This window comes from Streptomyces platensis, assembly GCF_008704855.1.
In the GTDB taxonomy this organism is placed as follows: Bacteria; Actinomycetota; Actinomycetes; order Streptomycetales; family Streptomycetaceae; genus Streptomyces; species Streptomyces platensis.
Genome location: NZ_CP023691.1, coordinates 8463870 through 8483065, shown reverse-complemented (window position 1 = coordinate 8483065; position 19196 = coordinate 8463870). Strand labels below are relative to the sequence as shown.

The 19196-nt window shown below is 66.4% G+C and carries 15 protein-coding genes and 1 pseudogene; 8 read left to right on the top strand and 8 right to left on the bottom strand.

The features are described from left to right. Positions 1–433: 433 nt before the first annotated feature. Entirely contained in the window at positions 434–721 is a 288-nt protein-coding gene (locus CP981_RS37415) for a hypothetical protein (protein WP_150522301.1), read from the top strand. Positions 722–729: 8 nt separating this feature from the next. On the opposite strand, the gene CP981_RS37410 is transcribed toward CP981_RS37415, so the two are convergent. After that, positions 730–1206, bottom strand: a complete 477-nt coding sequence (locus CP981_RS37410) for a hypothetical protein (RefSeq protein ID WP_085928449.1) — start codon at positions 1204–1206, stop codon at positions 730–732. Positions 1207–1368: 162 nt separating this feature from the next. Here CP981_RS37410 and CP981_RS37405 point away from each other — a divergent pair, with 162 nt between their 5' ends. Then, on the top strand, positions 1369–2166 hold the full coding sequence (locus CP981_RS37405) for a CGNR zinc finger domain-containing protein (protein WP_167536195.1): 798 nt from the start codon (positions 1369–1371) through the stop codon (positions 2164–2166). 210 nt (positions 2167–2376) lie between these two features. Here CP981_RS37405 and CP981_RS37400 read toward each other — a convergent pair whose 3' ends face one another. Then, entirely contained in the window at positions 2377–3810 is a 1434-nt protein-coding gene (locus CP981_RS37400; RefSeq protein WP_244329451.1) for an NsdA family TPR-like regulatory protein, read from the bottom strand. A gap of 212 nt (positions 3811–4022) precedes the next feature. On the opposite strand from CP981_RS37400, the gene CP981_RS38035 reads away from it, so the two are divergent. The 4 genes and pseudogenes from CP981_RS38035 to CP981_RS37385 all read left to right on the top strand — a co-directional run bounded on the left by CP981_RS38035 (position 4023) and on the right by CP981_RS37385 (position 7082). Then, positions 4023–4160, top strand: coding sequence for a hypothetical protein (locus CP981_RS38035; protein WP_158092710.1), 138 nt, complete (start codon positions 4023–4025; stop codon positions 4158–4160). A gap of 21 nt (positions 4161–4181) precedes the next feature. After that, positions 4182–5376 (top strand): annotated as a pseudogene (locus CP981_RS39675) (cupin domain-containing protein). Further along, on the top strand, positions 5376–6152 hold the full coding sequence (locus tag CP981_RS39670; RefSeq protein ID WP_425282227.1) for an aldo/keto reductase: 777 nt from the start codon (positions 5376–5378) through the stop codon (positions 6150–6152). Before CP981_RS39675 ends, CP981_RS39670 begins: the two are co-directional and overlap by 1 nt. A gap of 102 nt (positions 6153–6254) precedes the next feature. Next, a complete protein-coding gene (locus CP981_RS37385) occupies positions 6255–7082 on the top strand; it encodes a phosphotransferase (RefSeq protein WP_150522390.1) in 828 nt (275 codons plus the stop codon). Between the two features lie 322 nt (positions 7083–7404). On the opposite strand, the gene CP981_RS37380 is transcribed toward CP981_RS37385, so the two are convergent. The 3 genes from CP981_RS37380 to CP981_RS37370 form a co-directional block, all read right to left on the bottom strand. Next, positions 7405–8094: an Lsr2 family DNA-binding protein gene (locus CP981_RS37380; protein ID WP_085927655.1), complete on the bottom strand. Its 690-nt coding sequence runs from the start codon at positions 8092–8094 to the stop codon at positions 7405–7407. Further along, positions 8094–12860, bottom strand: coding sequence for a DUF6531 domain-containing protein (locus CP981_RS37375; protein WP_085927656.1), 4767 nt, complete (start codon positions 12858–12860; stop codon positions 8094–8096). Before CP981_RS37375 ends, CP981_RS37380 begins: the two co-directional genes overlap by 1 nt. A gap of 320 nt (positions 12861–13180) precedes the next feature. Then, positions 13181–13564 (bottom strand): hypothetical protein, encoded by a 384-nt coding sequence (locus tag CP981_RS37370; RefSeq protein ID WP_244329981.1) that lies wholly within the window; start codon positions 13562–13564, stop codon positions 13181–13183. A 555-nt stretch (positions 13565–14119) separates the two neighbouring features. Between CP981_RS37370 and CP981_RS37365 the strand changes: the two genes are divergently transcribed. Then, positions 14120–14542: a hypothetical protein gene (locus CP981_RS37365; RefSeq protein ID WP_085927657.1), complete on the top strand. Its 423-nt coding sequence runs from the start codon at positions 14120–14122 to the stop codon at positions 14540–14542. Between the two features lie 22 nt (positions 14543–14564). On the opposite strand, the gene CP981_RS37360 is transcribed toward CP981_RS37365, so the two are convergent. Beyond that, positions 14565–14789: a hypothetical protein gene (locus CP981_RS37360; RefSeq protein WP_085927658.1), complete on the bottom strand. Its 225-nt coding sequence runs from the start codon at positions 14787–14789 to the stop codon at positions 14565–14567. A gap of 526 nt (positions 14790–15315) precedes the next feature. Here CP981_RS37360 and CP981_RS37350 point away from each other — a divergent pair. Next, positions 15316–17307: a pentapeptide repeat-containing protein gene (locus tag CP981_RS37350; RefSeq protein WP_085927659.1), complete on the top strand. Its 1992-nt coding sequence runs from the start codon at positions 15316–15318 to the stop codon at positions 17305–17307. 295 nt (positions 17308–17602) lie between these two features. On the opposite strand, the gene CP981_RS37345 is transcribed toward CP981_RS37350, so the two are convergent. Further along, positions 17603–18121 (bottom strand): hypothetical protein, encoded by a 519-nt coding sequence (locus CP981_RS37345; RefSeq protein ID WP_085927660.1) that lies wholly within the window; start codon positions 18119–18121, stop codon positions 17603–17605. Between the two features lie 13 nt (positions 18122–18134). Beyond that, positions 18135–19151 carry a NucA/NucB deoxyribonuclease domain-containing protein gene (locus tag CP981_RS37340; RefSeq protein WP_107429590.1) on the bottom strand — a complete coding sequence of 339 codons (1017 nt, stop codon included), beginning with the start codon at positions 19149–19151 and terminating at the stop codon, positions 18135–18137. Between the last annotated feature and the right edge of the window lie 45 nt (positions 19152–19196).

Sequence of the window (19196 nt, the reverse complement as noted above, 5' to 3'; positions counted from 1 at the left end):
CGGCAGGGCGAGCCGCGGCCAGGGCCAGGGTTGGAGAACTGGCGGCCTGTGTCTGGCAAGCTAGATAACGCACGGGGTGCAGGCCTGCACCATGAGTGTGCCGAGCTTCCCGGATTCGTGGGCGGGCATACACAGGCGGCGATGCTGGTAAAGCCGCAGCGCTTGAGTAGGTCGGTTCACGCCGGCGGGCTGTACTGCCACCGCAGGACGGTCAGTCGCGTGCGCGGCCTTCGAGCCACTTGCCGCGCATGGGCTGCGGAGGGTGTGCGGCGGGCATCGGCTTGGCTGAAGACGCTGTGCCGCCAGGCGCCAGGCTCTTGGCGGCACAGTGGGAGCAACTTGCTCGGTGTCGGTGAACCAGACCGCGCCCCTCACGGAATTTGGCCGCGCCGCAAGGCTCTTTGCCGGCGCCCAGGTAGTCGCACACGTCGGCGTGAACGAACCGCAAGCCCGGTTCGCTGCTCCAACATGGGGGCTGGGCAACCTGGACCACGGAGAGGTCTACGCCGGTCACTTCACATCCTTGGGCGAGGAAGGCCGCTTCTCGCCCTCGGCCGACCCGAGGCCCAGTGCCCGGTCCTGGCGGCCCAGGTCTCAGCTCCCGGGCCGTGGTGGCTACATGAAGCTGCTCTCCCAACTCATCTGCCAGGCGGACATGGCCGCCGTCGATAAAGGCATCGAAGAGGTCGTAAAGGACCTGCTGGAGGACATCGGCGGCTGATAGGGGACTCATGCCGCGAGCGCAGGGGGTGCACCGAAGACCTCTTCGAAGGGGTGGGCTCGTTTCGTGGCGACCAGGACCCAGGCTCCGCTGCGGTGAGGCCGAGCATGGGTGGTGTAGTGGTGGACTTCGGAGGGCGTGAGGACCTTGAGATCACCGAAGACGTAGTACAGCGGGGTCGGGGCGTGGGCGGCGGTGAAGAGCAGGCCGGCGTTGAGTGTGGCGGTGCTGATGGCGTACCGGTCGCTGTCAGTGCTGGGCATGCGGTCTTTGGCATCGATGGTGATCACCTCACCGTCGCGGGCGGCGATCAGATCGGGGAAGTAGCGCAGCGCTGAGTGGGTGCGGGCCAGGGCGTGCTGGATCGCGGGCGGGTAGGTGCCCTGGCCGCAAGGCTGCACCGTCCACCCACAGGCTCGCAGCGTCTTGGTGACACGCTGCTCGTGTGCGTCGCCGATCGCCTTGCGGTTCTGCCAGTGCGTCACCACGGTTCCTCTCTCCGGGATTCACGCTGCGTAATACGAATCAACCTCTTTTCGTGCTACTGCCTCATGGCTATGATGCCCCGCATGACGTCATACGTAGACCCACGCTTTCGTCCTACGCTCTGGCCCGGAGCTCCGGTACCCGCACCGGAGTTGATGCCAATGCCCGGAGCACGGGCCGACGGCGAGTGGATCGTCTGGGATCCCCACGTCCACTACGGGGGAGACACGGTGGCGCTGCCGGAGGACTTCTACCTCCACGAACTCATGGACCTCGATCCCGCAGACCACGACGCGATCGCCCACGTCATGCGCACTTACGGGCCGCTGGGCGGGGACATCGCCTCGGGCAGCTGGGACGTCGAGGACCACGACCATTACACCGAGCTCGATGCACAACTCCATCCCATGCACGGACCGTTCGCCCTGCACGGTGAACTCGCCACCCTTTTTGTGTCCCAGGCGCAGGAGGCTGTCACCACCTGGCTTGCCCTACGCCGTGAGGGCGGACTCGACGCGCTCGTGGACGCGGCGGTGACCGAGGACGAACTGGCACTGTGGCAGGCGGCTAACGACGACCAACCAGAGGTTTTTCCCCGGGACTTGGAACACCTGCGCGAGCTCACGCTGGACCTTCGGATCGGCGACCTGCGCAGCACGCTGAATGCGGCGCTTCAGCGGTTCAGCATCGGGATCGGCGACTTGGCCGACCGCTACCCCAGCATCCTGTCAGTCGCCTTCCTCCAGCTGTACAACCACCTCGCCGAAGACGCCACCATCCGCACCTGCGCCAACGAAACCTGCCGCCGCCCCTTCGTCCGCCAGCGCGGCCGCGCCACATACGGCCAGAACCGCACCAGCGGCATCAAGTACTGCACACGCGAATGCGCCCGCGCCCAAGCACAACGCGAACACCGCAGACGCCGCAAACAAGCCACCCCCGACCGGACCACCCCCTAAACTGGCTGCGCAGCGCATGCGGCGCAAGCCCGACCTGCGCCTGGGCCATGGTCGAGCGCGGCCGCGCGAAGCCCCAGACAGCGGCCGCCCTCGCGCAACAGTCACCACACCCCGCGCAAGCGACGCACTCCGCATGAACCGCCATTGAACCGGCGCTCAGACATTCACCACGACGCGAGCGTCAACAGCAGTTGAATCCGCTCGGTGCAGCTACGCGCTGGCTGCGTCTTCATGCTCGTCGATGATCGGTGGCAACGACCGGACACGCTCGTGCAGATCTTCGGCCCCGGCTGCCGGGGTGTGTGCGAGAGCTGCATCCAGACGGACCAGCCGGGTGCGGGAGGTCGAGCGGAGTTTGGCGGCCGGCACCCGTTCGAGTACGTCAAGTGCCCGTTGCGCGGCGTCGGCGGGCCGGAGGCCAGCCTCGGCCTGCGCGAGGACCAAAGTGCCGGCGGCCCAGCCCGGTGTCCCCACAGCCGCATGGTTCACCGAGGCTTCGGCTCGAGTAGTGGCCTGCTCGTGGCGGCCCAGGCCGAGGTGGGCTTCGGCTACGTGCAGTGCGTATTCCGCGGCGTCGAAGCCGAACCGGCCTGGTGCTGCGCCAACCGCGTCGGCTTCCAGTTCCCTGGTCGCGGCCGCGAGCGCAGCGTCTGCTTCATCGGCGCGGCCTTGCCCGGCCAGCGCCGGCAGTTGTGCCCAGGCGTGCAGCTGGGCGCGGGCGAGCCCAGCGGGTGCGTGGGCGAGGCCCTGTTCGGCGTGGGTGAGGGCGCGAGCGTATTGGCCGGCTGCGCGGGCCACCATGCTCTGGGCGCCACAGGCCCACGCGGTGAGCCGGACGTCTCCGGTGCGGGTGCCGTAGGTTCCGGCGGTCGCCAGGTGTGCTCTGGCACCGGAGGCGTCGTCGAGGTGGAAGGCGAGGTTCCCGAGCAGTGCGCAGAGCCAGCCGATACTGCGCCGCATTTCCGCGGCGACAGCTTCTTCGACGCTGTGGGTAATCAGTGTGCCGGTCAGCAGGTTGCGTGCGGTGCGTACTTCGGCGAAGAGGGTGTGGGGTGGGTGCTTGCTGTAGTTGAGGGCGTAGTGCTCGACGGCGGCTTCGGCCAGTTCGACGACGGCGCTGCTACCTGCGGGGTCGGCGAGCAGGGCGAGGTGGAGGGATTCGCGGACGGCCGGTAGACCGGCGGATGTGGTCATCGCCACCACCCTTTCCCGTGCGGGTGCCTCACACGCCTCGACATCAGCATGACCGTATCGGATCTTGGCCCCTAACCCGAGGCCATCGAAGGGGTCGCCGCCGGCTCGGCTGAGGCCGAGCTGCACCGGGCGCGCTCCGTAGGCGCGGCAGAGCATGGCGGCGTACTCCTGGCCGGGCCACTCATGGGGGTCGTGTTCCCAACGGCAGAGCATCGACTGCGATGGTCCCGGGGGAATGAGGCCGTCGGCTCGGTAGAGATCGCTGATCTGGGCGACGGTGTCGGCTCTCGACCAGCCCAAGGCCAGACGCCAGGCCTCAAGGGCCGTGACTTCGGGCAAGGCGTTGCGGATGGCGGTGACGGTGCGTTCGGTGCTGCGGCCTTGGCGTTGGCAGTGCATGCGGATCTGCGCCGCCTCTTTGACGATGGTGGCGCGGCGTGAGCGGGTCATCGTGGCTATGGCGCACCCCCGTTGTGGAGCGGTCAGCCTGCCTCACGGTAGCTGAGCTGGATCCCGTGAGGCAGTAGGCCTGTGGGAGGGAACATTGCGGGTGACCCCGCAATGCCTGCGTTTCCAACGGGCAATGATTTGGGGCCAGTTGTTGCGCGACGCTGTTTCCACGCCGGCCGGAGTGCCGGGACGATCTCTTCGTGGAGGCAACGATGCCGCAGCACACCGAAATGTCCACCGCTGAGGGTGGCGGTCTGGTCCGCGCCCGTCGGCAGATCCAGGCCACCCGCGCCCGTGGCGCGAAGCCCTCCGACGGCGGCGGAACCGGCCGCTCGGACGGCAACGACTGACAGGCGACGGTGACCGAAGCGATGACTTTCCAGCTCATCGCGGAGCGGCTGGGCCAGGAGGAGTTCCTGGCCCGGTCGCTGCACCGCGACTACCGCTACGTCCGCGGCGCCGTGACCGACCCTGGCGCTCTCGTCTCTTTCGACACACTCAACGACCTGATCGCCACCCATCGCCTGGAGGTGCCGCGGCTGAGGCTGTCCGCCGGCGGCGAGATGCTGCCCCAGGACCGCTATGCCGTGCCCGTCACCACCCGCCGGCACACCATCTGGCAGCGCACCCACCCCGCCGAGCTGCAGCAGCGCCTGGCGGAGGGGGCCTCGTTGGTGATCGATGCGATCGACGAACTGCACGAGCCGGTCGCCGACCTCGCCCAGCACCTGGAGAGCTGGCTGCGCACGCATGTCCAGGTCAACGCCTACGCCTCCTGGAGCGCCCGCGAGGGCTTCGGCACTCATTGGGACGACCACGACGTGATCGTGGTGCAGGTCGAAGGGTCCAAGCACTGGCGGATCTTTGGGCCGACCCGGATCGCGCCGATGCACCGCGACACCGCCCAGCCCGAACCCCCACCCGAGCAACCGGTAGCCGACCTGGTTCTGGAGCCGGGAGATGTGTTGTATCTGCCGCGTGGCTGGTGGCACGCGGTCGCCGCCGACCAAGGTGTCCGCTCCCTTCACCTGACGTGCGGGTTGACCCCGCACACAGGCGCCGACCTGATCGGCTGGCTCTCCGAGATGCTCCGGACCACGGAGCAGGTGCGTGCCGACCTGCCCCTCCACGCAGGTCCCGACGCCCAGGCTGCCTACGTGGAGTCGCTGCGCGAGCATCTGATGGCCGCCTTGGAGGAGCCCGGGCTCCTGAAGCGGTTCGCCGCGACCCGGGATGCTGAGGATCTCGGCCGGCTCCGCCCCTCTCTCCCCCACCTCGACGGCGTGCCCGCCGACCCGGAGGTGCGTGTGCGGCTGACGACGGGGGCGGGCGCGCCTGACGTCTGCGGCCGAGGGCGAGGGTGTGGTGGTCCGTTTCGCCGCGGCGGGCCAGGAGTGGGACTTCGACCCAGCCGTCGAACCACTGCTGCGACGCCTGCTGAGCGGGGGCTGGGTATCGCTGGCCGACCTTGCGGCAGCTGCGGAGCTGACGGTCGCCGACGCCGCTGCGGTCGTCCAGGCGCTGGTGGACGCTCAGGCTGCCACCGTAAGGGGAGACCTGTGGTGATGGCGTGGTTGGCGCTGGGCACGTACCGGCTGCGGGAGGTGGCCGCCGCGGCCCGACGGGCGGCCACCCCCGGTTCCGGGTGGGTGGATACTGCCCCCAACTACCTGGCCGGCCGTGCCCACCGCCTGCTCGCTCCCGTCCTCGCCGACCTTCCAGGGCTGCGGGTGTCGACGAAGGTCGGCTTCCCCGCTCCTGGTGCGGCCGCCGCTGTTGCCGCCGGCGCTCTGCCTCCGGAGGATGCCGAGCGTGGGCACAGTCTGGCGGCCGGGTATGTGCGCTGGCAGGTGGAGCGCAATCGTGCCGCTCTCGGCCGCGGCTGTCTGGACACCGTCTTCCTGCACAACCCTGAGCGCACCGGCGATCCCGTTGTGCTGCCGATCGTGCTGCGCGAGGCTTTTGCCGTCCTGGAGGAAGCGGCAGCAGCCGGGCACCTGAGCACGTACGGGATCGCCACCTGGTCCGGCTTCACCGAGGGGCTGATTACCGTCGAGAACTGGACCGATTGGCCGCCGAGGCCGCCGGCTCGCCTGACCACCAGCTGCGGGCTGTGCAGCTGCCGGTCAGCCTGGTTGAGGCCGGCGCGCTCGAGCTGGCCCTCGACGGCCGGGGGCCGATCGGTGAGGCAGCAGAACGTGACTGGCAGGTGTTCGCTTCTGCGCCCCTGCACGGCGGTGAACTCGTGCGGGCAGCGACCGACGATCTTGCGGCGCTGTTGCGGCGGAGGCTGTCCGTCGCGCAGGCATGTTTGCTGGCGGTCGCCTCATGCCCGGGGGTGACGAAGGTTCTGCTGTCGGCGTCGGCTCCGGCACACTGGGAGGCCGCTCGCGCCGCCCTCGACCAGGCGGCTATCCCGCCCTGGACCCTGCGGAAGGTGTGCGATGTACTCGCCCCCCACCACCCCGGCTGACGAACACCGCGCACTCGCCGCGCAGCAGGAGGCGAGCGCCGCACTCGGCGTCAACGTTGAGGGGCGGCGGCTGTGGGGCTACCAGGGCCGCACCCTCGGCCAGAAGGCGCACCATCCCGACCATGGAGCCTGCTGGTTGCGGTTGATCTCCGCGCCGGCCGAGCAGGCAAAGGGGAAGCTGTGGGAGGGCACCAAGGACGCGGCGGCCGCCTTCGCCGGGGTGTGCAAGCCGGCCCTGTACGGCATCCACGACGGCACAGAGCGCGACGGCATCGCCTACCGCGCCGAGCTCACCGCGTTCATCGACTCCCCCACATGCGCGCCGGAACCCGTACTGACCAGTGAGCTGGAGCTGCCGGAGACGTGGTGGAAATCCCTGCACACCGACCTGGAGACCATCGCCGCCACACCCACCGAACGGATCGCGGTACGCCGGCAGTGGATCGACCGCGCACTCCCCCAGCACGCCGGCGTCCCCGCCCCGGCCGAGATCGACTGGGCTACAGCGCACGGCGACTGCCACTTCGCCAACCTCACCACGAGCGGGCCCACCCTGCTGGATTTCGAAGGGTTCGGGCTGGCACCGGTCGGCTACGACCCCGCGCTGCTGTATGCCTACTCCCTCCTCGCGCCCCACACCGCCGCCCGCATCCGTACCGAATTTCCGATCCTGGACAGCCCTGCCGGCCACACCGCACTCCTCGTCGTCGCAGCAGACCTCCTCCAGTCCGCATCCCGCGGCGACCACCCCGAACTCGTTGGACCGTTGCGGGCTCTCGTAGCGGCCATTTCTCGATAGGCGGGAGCGAAGACAGCTGGCCCGGCAGCGATCAAGTCGCGCTGCGCCCCCTGGACATGGCAAGCCTTCAGCAGCGAAGAACGTGGTCAAGCCAGCAACCTTCTACAGGCGTTCCGACTGCTTCGGCAGGGAGGCGGGGGAGCAGCCGGAAAGGAACAGCGCCGTCACCGCAGCGGCGGCCAGCACTGTCACCGTGCGGTGAGGGATGTTGGAGTTCAGCACGACCTGTTTCAGCTCGCTGTCGACTGACGCGAGGCCGCACTGGAACGCGGCGAATTCGCCTGGTAAATCGCCTCATTCAGCGCGTCCCTCGGCAATGTACTTATCTGTGCGCCTGCTCGTAGGCGTCGCGGATGGCGGCGGGAATCCGCCCTCGTGGTGCTACGTCGTAGCCCTGACTCCGGGCCCATTCACGGATGTCCTCCGAGTCCACCGGTCCGGTGTCTGGGGCAGTATTGATCGCGTGAGCCCGTCGCCAGTCTTCAGGGGTATAACTGGACGAGCGGAAAGACGGCGGCCTTTCGAGAAGGGAGTCAGGGAACAACGGCACCTCGAGGCCTTCGCAGAGCCTTCTCAGGAATGCGGTGATGGTTCCATCAAATGTGAACCAATCATCCCCACTGGCCTCGTTTATTGCGATTCCCCAAAGATCCGGATTGCTTTTGGTTTCGGCCACCCAGAAGACGTATTCTCCGTTGTCCGTTACTGCGACTGGCTGAAGCCAGGCGATGGGATACGGAAGACTGTAGTCGGTCCACTCGCATCGCTTTTCGAGTGAGGCGAGAATTTTCGGCGTCTGTACCTCGATATCGATCGTCTCGAGAGACTGGGGTTGATAGAGGGAAAGGAAATCATAGAAACTACCTGGCCCGTATTCCTCGAAAAGCCTCTTGTAGTCGTCCGGGAGTCTGATGCCCAGCCCCTGTTCTACTGATTCCCAGGCGGGCAGGGCTTGGTCTGAACGGTTGGCGGGTGGGGGGCATAGGCGTTTGAGCTGTTCCAGGTCGTTCATCACTCGTCCAGGTGGGCCGGGTTTGGGGGGAGTTGCTTATCGAAGAGAAGATTACCGCGGTGGTCGAAGGCCTCCATCTGAATCCACTTGGGAATTTTCGCGTTGTCGTCAGCGTATTCGAGATAGACATTGTAGGTTGCAGAGCCGTGCTTTTTCACCTGCTGGTAGACAATGTCTTCATATTTGCTCATCTGCGGAGTGTTTGTTGGGTTCTGGGAGATGGTGAATAGGTTATCTTCTTCATCTCCGGTGCCGCCAAGACGCTTGGCCAGCATGTGGCCTCGCGAGTGTCCGTAGGGGTCACCACCCAGGAATCCGGGGGGACGTATGCTTTCTTGCGCTTTTGTGCCTTCGTCCAGCATATCCCGATTAATCGTCGCATTCATTTCGTAGTGGCGGCCGCGGTGGTCTCTATGCCATGCAACGCGCCCGCCCCAGGTGACGTCTTGCCTGCATTTTTTGGCAAGGCCCAGGGGGTCGGTGAATGCGAGTGGATCATCGACGTAGGCGTAGTGGTTGGCTGCGGGCCCAAGGCCGAGCGGGTCAGGGGAAAGGTAGCGGCCGAGCTCCGGGTCGTAGTAGCGGTTGAAGTTGTAGTGGAGTCCGGTTTCCCGGTCGTGATACTGGCCAGCTGCGCGCAGCGGTGTGTAGGCGGTGCTGTCGCGGTTCCAGGCGGTGACGCCCCACAGGGTGCTTTGGGCTCGCCAGGCGACGGTGCCGTTCTCGTCGACGAGTTCGGTGGGAGTGCCGACCGGGCTGGTGACGATGAGGAAGAAGCGGCGGTCAGTCTCTTGTCCGCTGCTGACGTCAATCTTGCGTTCGGTCTGGGAGATGGGGCGTTCGCCGAGGTAGTCCCAGGTAAGGACGATCCGGGACCGGGCGCCTTGGGTGGACTCCTCAACCAAGAGGTGTCCGTCCCAGGTGAATACGGTCTCTTCCAGCAGCTGCCCTTGGGTGTCGTGGCGCTGTTTGCCGATGCGCCGGCCTAGCGCGTCGTACCGGTAGTGCCAGGTACAGCCATCGGGCGTGATGGCCCTAATGAGCCGGTCTTCCGCGTTCCAGGTATAGCGCCAGGTGTCCGGCTTGCGGCTCAGGAGAGTGCGCTGTCGCATGATGACGCGACCTTGCGCGTCATATTGGTAATGGGTGCGCCCTGCACGGCTAACCCGCGATCCGAGATAGTCGCGCTCTCCCGTTGCGCCCTGGCCGGGCAGCCTGGATGACCACGATGCAGCTTTCTGGTCGCCCGCGGAGGTGTAGCCGTAGTGCTCGCTCCATCCCTCCGCTTCCACGCCGGTGACCCTGCCTGTGCGGTCCCGCGTGAAACTGCGGCTGCCGGTTAGGTGGTCGTTCACGGACTCGAGGCGGCCGTCCTGACGGTAGCGGAAGAACCGCTCGACGGTTGTTCCGTGTGAGGAGTTCACTGCCTGGTGAGTGATGTGCCCGGCGAAGTCCCACGCGTGCGTGAGGGAGAGAGTGTCATCGAGCGTTCTGCTCGTCTCGTGGCCCAAGGCGTCGTGGGACAGGTGCAAGATGTGGTCGGCGGTGACGTATGTGGTGACGTCGTCCGTCTCGTCGAAGGTCCAGCTGCTGGTTGCGCCGATGGGGGTACGACGGCTGGTGAGCCGGCCCATCAGATCGTGGCCGCGACGCAGGACTCGTCCGTTGACGGATTCGTCGGTGAAGCCGCCTTGCCGGTCCCGTGTAATCGTGATGCGGGCGCTCGCATTGACAGCCTCTGTCACGGCTCCTGTGCTGGCATAGCGGTAGGTGGCCACCGGCCCGTCATCGTCGAGAAGTCGGACGACTTGGCCGAGGCTGTCGTGTTCGAAGCGAAGGGTCTGTCCTGCCCCGTTGGTACGGGCGATGACACGGCCTGCGGCGTCGTGCTGGTAGGTCAGGGTGCGGCCGTCGAAGTCGGTTTCCGCGGCCAGGCGGCCCGCAGGGTCGTAGGTGTATGTCCAGCTGCGGCCGTGTGGTCCTGTGACGGCCGTCAGGCGAAGCTCGGTGTCGTGGGTGAAGCTGAAGTGGTTTCCGTCGCTGTTGGTGGTGGCGGCGGGCTGGTCGAACCGGGTCACACTGTGTGTGGTGGTGCGACCGTTACGGTCGGTGTAGGAGGTGAGGTTGCCTTCTCCATCCCATCCCCATTTTTCTTGGGAGCCATCGGCGAGCTGGCGCCAGGTGCGCTGTCCCTCGACGCTCCAGCGCATGTGCATGGTGTTGCCGGCCGGGTCTGTTGTGCGGGTGATACGCCCGAATTCATCCCGGCTGCAGAAGGCTGTAGCTCCTTGAGGATCGGTGACCGAGAGACTGAGACCGGCGGCATTGGTGGTCATCACCGTCGTGGCGCCGAAAGCGTCGGTGACCGAGGTGAGGTGCCCGGCCTGGCTATAGGAGTAGTGGGTGGTGGCCCCTGCCGGATCCGTCTGCGTGAGCCGGTTTCCGCGCTCGTCGTACGAGTAGCGCCACGCGCGTCCGCCGAGTTCGATGACCTCGGTGGGCAGGTTGAGCTCGTTGTAGGAAGCATGCGTCTGCGACCCGTCCGGCAGGTGCACAGTGGTCAATCGGCCGTGTTCATCCCGGATGTAGCGGGTGGTGTGTCCGAGAGGATCAGTGACACTGATCGGACGATCAGCGTCGTCAAAAGTGGTGTGCGTGGTGTTACCGAGCGGGTCTGTCTCGGCGACCATCTGGAGGTGTTCGTTGATCTGGTAGCTGGTGGTGTGTCCGAGGGAGTTCGTCGCGGCGGTGATGCGGTGCCCTGTCTGCGGATCCAATGAGCCGTAGACGTAGGTGTAGCGCAGGTGACCGTCGCTACCTCCCTGGGATATGCACCGGCTTTGCTGGTCATAGGTGTACTCGTAGCGGCTGCCGTTGGTGTCGACCCAGGCGGTCATCCGGTGCTCGTGGTCGTATTCGAACTGGTTCGGAACGCCACTGGAGTTGGTTACTTCGGTGAGGTTCCCGGCGTCGTCGTGACCGTAGGTCATCACCAGCACATCCGAGCCGTCTTCTGCACCGTCTGCCAAATGCAGGGCGGTAACACGGCTGTGCTCGTCGCTGGTGAACTTCAGGTGGTAGCCACCTGAGTGACGCATCGCCAGGGGAGCGCCGGTCTGGTCGTCGTAGTCGAAGGTGATGTGGTTGCCGTTGCGGTCGGTGATCTCGTCCAGCAGGGCCAGGCCGGGCGAGTGCTGGGCTTCGGTGAAGTAGCGGGTGAGCCCACTGTCAGGGTTGTGGACGGTCCAGTCGCCATGCTCCGCACTCGTCAGTGGCCAGCGAGGGCCACGGGCCGGCAGGGCAGACTGCCCAAGCTCAGGGATGGGGTAGGAAAGGAGCATGCCATCTTCGGTGACGAAGACGATGCCCTGCTCATCGATCTCAAGGCGCTGATCGATGGTTGAGGTCCAGGACGGGCCGATATGGCGGCCGACGCGGCACGACGACTCGAACTTTCGGCGGAAGACCAGGGGCATGGTGGCGCTGGGCAGGACGATGTCCGTCTCAGTGAGGTACACACGCCCGGTGGCGACGTCTACTGGGTCGCCGCACCCCTTCTTGGTGAGGTCTACCCGCGTGTTGTTGTTGGGGTGCTCCTTGTTGAGCTGGTCCCTTGCCTTCCACTCAGCCCCGCCGCTTTTCTTCCCGCCCAGCCCGTTGCCGCGTCCGCCGGGCGGAGCCTTGGGATCCTTAGAGGGCCCCTGGCCGAGGCTTTTGAAGTGATCGGAGAGCTTCTGATCGTTCTCGTGATGGTTCTTGGCCATCTGCTTGATGCCGCGAGTCATGTTGTCGTCGAGGTGCTTGGCGGTCTTCTTGACGCCGTCCTCAATGCCGTCGATGACCTTGTCGAGCATCGCGTTCGCCGCATCAGCGATGGCGTCCTTGCCGCGGGTACGACCGTGATGGCTCTTGGCCCGGCCGATCTTGCCACCGGCCTTGTTGCGGAAGGTACCGCCCGCACTCTGAAGGCCTGTCACGACCCGGTCGTGTTCCTCGGGATCATGACTGAACCCCCCTCCGCCCCGGGAGCCGCCGCCCGACCCACCGCCGCCGTGGCCGCCGGCACTGAGGAGTTCCATCGGGTTGTCAGCGGCTGATTTCGCGGACTCCTTGGCGCCCTGGACACCCTGGGTGAAGCCTTCCTTGCCGGCCCGCGCAGTGTGCCCCAGGTCCACGCCGTCCTGGACGCCGAGGGCGTTGGCCCCCAGTTGGACGACCAAGTCACCGACCATTGCGCCGAGCGCTTCCTCGACGGGCGTCAGCGCCATGCTGATGACCTGTTCGGCGACCTGCTGGCAGACCTCCTTGAACAACCGCTTCACGATCACGCGAGTGGCCTGAGTGGCAGCCAGCGCACCGACCTCGGAGAGCCCGAGGGTGAAAGGAGCCGCAACCTGAGCGGCAATCACCTCGGCCGCCAGGATGCCGAGTTGGACGATCGCCCCGAGTTTGGCACCCTCGATGAGAGTGGCGACGCCGTCCAAGGCAGTGGCCGCCATACGGCCGCACTCCCCCAGATTCTTCAGGTGCGTACCGTTGATCTTGCTCCAGTGGGCGTTCAATGCCTCGACGGCGACCGAACCGCCTGCCGAGGAGACGAGCCCCTGGATCGCGGTATGGGCTTCATTCGCGCCTTCGTCGATATCGTCGGCGAACTCCCGCATGGCGTCGGCCATCTCGCGATAGTCGTCCTCGTCCACATTGGGCCAGGAGACCCCGATGATGTCGAGAACTTCGTCCGCCCACCCAGGCAGCACAACACCCATGCAAAAACAGCCCCCGCATACAGCCAGTCAGATGATCACACGCTCTCACCTGGGCAGACGTTCCTCAAGGCGGAATCAAGTCGGCCGTGGCGCCCGGATCCCTGCTGATGCGTCGGCCCTTCGCCACCAGTCGCGGTGCGGGCGGTGGTGCGGCCTTGGCGGGATTGCCCAGGGTCTCCATTGCTCCTCGATTCGCCAAGAGATCAGCGTGCAGTCAGCGAGCGCGCCATCGGCCCGTGAAGTTGACCACGCCGCCCTTCAGCCGCACCGCCGACGACTCAACACAGCCTGACCTGCAACAGCAGCGGCATCAGGCGACGTCACCACAGGTGAAGGAAGCTCCGGACATCGTCAAAGCTGTCGAGGGCCCGACCGTCCACATCCGACGGGTCCGCCTCAGCCCGCGCCGCCAGCGACTCCGCAAGGGCACGGGCCTCATCGCTGAGATGCCCAAAGCGTCGCGCGGTATGGCCCAGGCACAGCCCAGCCAGCCCGAGCAGCGGACTGCCCGACACAGCCCGCGCCCCGACCTGCACGCACCAGTGCTTGACGAACTCCGCGTCGTCGTCGTTCAACTCGGTGCCGACGAGGACTCCCGCCGCCTCGCCCTCTGCTGAGCGGTTACGCAGAGCCTGCTGCAACGTCTCGACCACCACCCCGTGAGGCAGCGCGGGAGGGTACTCGAAGCTCAGATGAGATTGCACCCCGCGAGACTACGTGGACCGCATCCAACGGCTACCTGCCGCGGGCCCGTCCGGCACGACGGGGCGAACGTTGCTTGATGCGGCACTAGCTCATCGCCCTTCACCTCGCGCGCTGTGAGACCTCACGCCACGCATTACTCGGGCCAGATCGAGCAAATGATCAGGCCATCCCACGGGCTTCGCGCCCTCGGAAGATCAGGCGTCGATATGGTTATGTCCGTTGTCGATAACGGGGGTTGGCCAGTGCAAACTAAGCAGCGTCGAATCAGTGGGGCGGCGGCAGCGGCTGCCTGCGGGGTCCTGGCGCTGGCGACCGGATGCAGCAGTACGCCTGCCACTGGCAAGCACGACACCGAGCCAACAGCCTCCCGGGCTGCAGATCCCGGTTCTGCGGCCTCCCCGGGGCTCTCCCCCACCGACCTCAAGCCTGTCCAGGGCCAACGGCTGCGTCGCTACCTGCTGACCACCGATGACCTAGGGCCGGGGTACACGCAGACCGAGACTCCCGACGACGATAAGAAGGCCGCCGACCCTCACCGGTACGACGACGTAGGAATGAGCGGCTGCCCCGCGCTGGAAGAGCTGAGCAAACACAGCGACGAAGTGCAGTTCGCGACGAAGACCTCCGCCGGCTTCACGTTCGGCGCGGACTCCGAGCTGGGCGAGGAGCTCCACAGCGATACGCCGTCCAAGCTGTCCGCAGGGCTACGCAGGCTCATGCACGCCCAGACGTCCTGTCCCACATACACCATGACCTCCGGCAGTACCCCACTCACTGTCACGGTGCACAAAGATTCCGCCCCCAGGCCAGGTCCCGACGCCTACGCGTACACGACCACGCTCAACGGGCCAGGAGGAACCTCCGTGCTCAAGACGGCCGCCGTCCGCCGCGGCAACGTGCTGGTGATGCTCGTGGGCGCACCCGCCCTGGTCGACGGGCACATCAAAGCCGCAGTCGCCAAACTCCCGGCCAGCTGAGTCGCCCCTCAGCCAATACGGTTCATGAGGCGCGAATCATGGCTCCGTCGGCGTCGGTGAGTTTGTGCACCGTTTCCGACGCGGGCGGGGCTGGCCAGACAAGGATGAGGTGTTCCTCGACGGGGTCGTCCTCGACCATCAGCAGATCCTGGCCTTGGTCGCGGCCGCGGGCATAGACCCTGACCCGGTAGGGGCCGGGCCCGGGAAAGTCGGGCAGGTCGAAATCATCGACATTGAACGTCGTCACACCGCGTCTGCGGCCGGGCAGGGAAAGGCTGACCTCGACGACCTCGTCCCAGGCATCGAGGTCGACCTCCTGGGGGCGGTGGCGCGGATGTCGACGCTGACGCGGACGTCGCCGGTCTCGGTGCCGGTCATCACAACGGCGAAGTGCCCAGGTGCGTCCACTACTCCTCTACACCGCCACCCAGAACTTGTCCTTGTTCATCACACGCTGGGCAACATAGAAGGAGCTGAGATAGCCGCCCTGTGCGTGCTGCTCCCCCGCCGGCGAACTTCTCGGCGCTGTGTAGCCCCCGGATTCGGCAGTGCGGCCCCGATCCGGTCATCCGGATTCGTGGGTACTTGAACACCCTTTCAACAACGGAGCATTGCTCAGGGCGACGGGCAACGCGAGCGCTTGGCCGAACTCCGGGGTGCTGCCGGGAACGGCGCCGGACCGGCGGCGGCTTCAGCGACGGGTACAGCACGGCTCGCAACCGGACCGCGTCGCGGCGGCAACTGTGCGGCCTCTGCCCTGCGTCCCTTCTCGCATGACCAGCACCGCACCCGATGGGTCTACCGCCAGCACACCTGAATGGCCCCTTTGTGGTCACAGCGCCGACCCGATCGGCTGCCGCGGCCGACGCGTCGAGCCGTATGCCGAGTGTCTCGCCCACCTCAGCGATGCCGACCGCTCCTCCTACCTCACTGGTTTGCAGCCCGGTTCCGACGTGGACCACTGTGGCACCCCATTTACGGACGAACTGCTGAGCGAACTGCTCGATGCTGTCACGGATTCCGCCACAGAAGGGCCCTGCATGGGTTCTGCTCGGTTCAGGCAAGCGCGGTTCGACGGCGATGCCCGGTTCGACAGGGTGGAGTTCCGCGGCGATGCCCGGTTCGACGGTGCGGTGGTCCACGGCAGTGCCGGGTTCTGCAGGGCAAAGATCGGCGGCACCACCATGTTCTGTGGCGCGCAGATCAGCGGCCACGCTCTGTTCGGCGGGGCGCAAATCGTCGGCAGCGCCTTGTTCCGCGAGGCGAAGATCAGCGGTGACGCAAGGTTCGAGAGGGCGAAGATCGGTGGTACCGCCCTTTTCTACCGAGCGGAGATCGGCGGCCATGCTCTGTTCGACTGGGCACTGATCAGCTACGACGCCATGTTCAGCAAGGTGAAGATCGGCGGTGACGCAGGGTTCGAGAGGGCGAAGATCGGTGGTACCGCCAGGTTCTTCCGAACGGAGATCGGCGGCAACTCCGGTTTCGGCTGGGCACAGATCGGCGGCAACGCCTTGTTTGACGAGGCGAAGATCAACGGTGACGCCGCGTTCAAGGGGGTGAAGATCGGCAGCGACGCAAGGTTCAACCGGGTGGAGATCGGCGGTGACACCGGCTTCAGCGGTGTGGAGATCGGCGGCAACGCCGAGTTCGTAGGGGTGCTGTTCGAGCGTGCTACAGCGCTGGGGCCGCTGGTCTGTGTAAAGGCGCTGGATCTGTCGGAAGCGGTGTTCGCAAATGCTGTGACCATCGAGGCAGCGGCAAAGGTCTTGCGCTGCCGCCGGACACGGTGGGCCTCGACTGCGGCACTGCGGGTGCGACACGCCTCCGTGGACTTGAGTGACGCGGTTTTGGAGTATCCGGTGAGCGTCGCTGCACATCCCCAGCCCTTCGCCTTTTACGGCAAAGAGTTGGCCGAGCCTGGCCTGAACGACTCCCGCGTGCGTGCTGTATCGGTGCGGGGTGTCGACGCAGTACATCTGGTGCTCACTGACATAGACCTCACCGCGTGCCTGTTCACCGGGGCCATCCATCTCGACCAGCTGCGTCTGGAGGGGAGGTGCACTTTGGCCGTCGCGCCGTTGGGGCTTCGTAGGCGCGGGCTGCGGCTGGTGCGCTGGACACCGCGCCGGACGCTGGCCGAAGAGCAGCACTGGCGCGCCGGTCAGAGCATCGACGCGGACCGTTGGATGCCCGCGCCGGAGCAGGTGGAGGTACTGGAACCGGCCGCGCTGTCGCCGGTATACAGGCATCTGCGCAAGGCCTTTGAGGACGGAAAGAACGAGCCTGGTGCGGCTGATTTCTACTACGGCGAGATGGAAATGCGCCGCCACGACCCTGCAATCCCTCACGGCGAGCGGGTCCTGCTTACCGCGTACTGGGCACTCTCCGGCTACGGTCTACGGGCCTCCCGTGCCCTGGGCTGGCTGCTTGCGGCCATGACCGCCACCGTGCTGGCGATGATGCTGTGGGGCCTTCCGCAGGACGAGCCAAAGCCGAAGAGCACAGGCACCCTCACCAGCAGCAGCATCACGCTGACGACCGACACCCCCGAGCCGGCCAACCCCGAGGGCCCGTATGGAGACCGCATAACGGTCAAGCGGTTCGACAAAGCCCTGCGGGTGGTCATCGACTCGGTGGTCTTCCGTTCCTCCGGCCAAGACCTGACCATCATCGGCACTTACACCGAAATGGTCTCCCGCATCGCTGAGCCAGTCCTGCTCGGCTTCGCCGGCCTCGCCATCCGCGGCCGCGTCAAGCGGTAGTTCCCAGCATGTGCTGTCCCATCGTTTGAGAGCACAAACACAGAGAGCGCACAGCGTCTTCGGTTCGCTGATGTCCAGACAGTGGGCGGCGAGCGCAGCGTTCACGATCTGCTGGTCCAGGCCGGGCTCGCGGGTCTGGCCGCGCAGGACGCAGGCGATGTGGCGGGCTTCGGCGAGCAGGTGCCGGTGGAACCATCCGCCGCCGTTCCGGCGCGGCTGCGGATGCGGCAGATGCGGGTCGGTCGTCGGTGGCGGCCGGGCAATCGGGCTCTGCACTGGACGTGGGTGTACCGATTTATGAGGCGCGAATCATGGCTCCGTAGGCGTCGGTGACTTTGTGCACCGTTTCCGACGCGGGCGGGGCTGGCCAGACAAGGATGAGGTGTTCCTCGACGGGGTCGTCCTCGACCATCAGCAGTTCCTGGCCCTGGTCGCGGCCGCGGGCATGGACTCTGACCCGGTAGGGGCCGGGCCCGGGAAAGTCGGGCAGGTCGAAATCATCGACATTGAACGTCGTCACACCTCGCCTGCGGCCGGGCAGGGAAAGGCTGACCTCGACGACCTCGTCCCAGGCGTCGAGGTCGGTCTCCTGGGGGGCAGTGGCGCGGATGTCGATGCTGACGCGGACGTCGCCGGTCTCGGTGCCGGTCATCACGACGGCGAACTGCCCCGGCACCGCGAAGTGCCCAGGTGCGTCCAAGGCGGCGACCAAGCCGTTGAAGCCGGTGTAGTCCCATGCTTCAACGTTAAAGATCTCCCCGCCGATGTAGTACTGGTTGTACGACACCGGCACGATGGCCGTCGCCTTGGACATGTCGCCTACTCCTCTACACCGCCACCCAGAACTTGTCCTTGTTCATTACACGCTGGGAAGCATAGAAGGAGCTGAGATAGCCGCCCTGTGCGTGCTGCTCTCGCGCGGGCACCCAGGCCCAGCCCCAGTCCGGCTTGCGGGTGCGCGAGGCGCCCTGGAAGGTCTTGGCGAAGGGGTACTCGTCGCAGCTGTGGCCTGCGGGCCGGCCGGGTCGGTTGCGGGGGCATGCAACGCGTCGGTTGGCTCGCTCGACCGCTGTGCTGGTCGCCCGGGTGAGGGGTGAGTTGCCTCGCTTGCCGTAGTGGTGCGGGCCGGCCTGCTGGATGCGCTTGATGTTGGTCCGGATGTGCGGCAGGTTCGCCATCGTCGTCAGGACTGGTGCGTAGCGGGGGAAGACGCATCCCGCGCCGATGCCGCTGCCGCGGATGATGTCGTCGCATCGGAAGGTCAGCGATTCCCAGCGCGAGAGTCCGGTGGTGTAGCCGGGCTTGAGGAACGTCAGGCTGTACTTGGCCCGGTCCCGGTGCTGGGTGGTGGTGGAGTCGTGGTAGTTGACCGGACCGGAGATCACGGTGCCCGCCCGCACGGCCCGCGGGCCCCTGACGTGATTCGTTGCCTGGCAGGACCCGCCACAAGAGACGTTGAATGCCGCGGTAACTGCGCTGGTGTTCCCTGCGATGCCGGTGACCTTGAACGTGTACTTCTCTGAGAAGTTGCGCGAGTTGTGCAGCTGCATGGCCTGGGTGACCGTGAACCGGATCGTGCCTTCCAGGCGTCCGTTGCGGGTGATGTTGAGCTTCCCGGGCGCCTTGATGCACGACTGGGTGCGGTTGTAGCGGTTCTCCCCCGGTGAGCACCCAGCAGCAGCCCGTGTGCTCGCCGAGCCCGCAACCGCCTGCGGCGCCTGGACAGACACCTTCAACTCACCGGGTGCCGCGCCGGCCTGTACCGCCGGAGCGGCCGAAACTAAGGTGCCCAGCGCAGCGGCACATCCCACCGCGGTGAGGACCTTCTTGTATGCGGTACGCATGTTCCCCTCCTGCGAACCGGCCGCCCAGCAGCAGGTGCGAGGAGT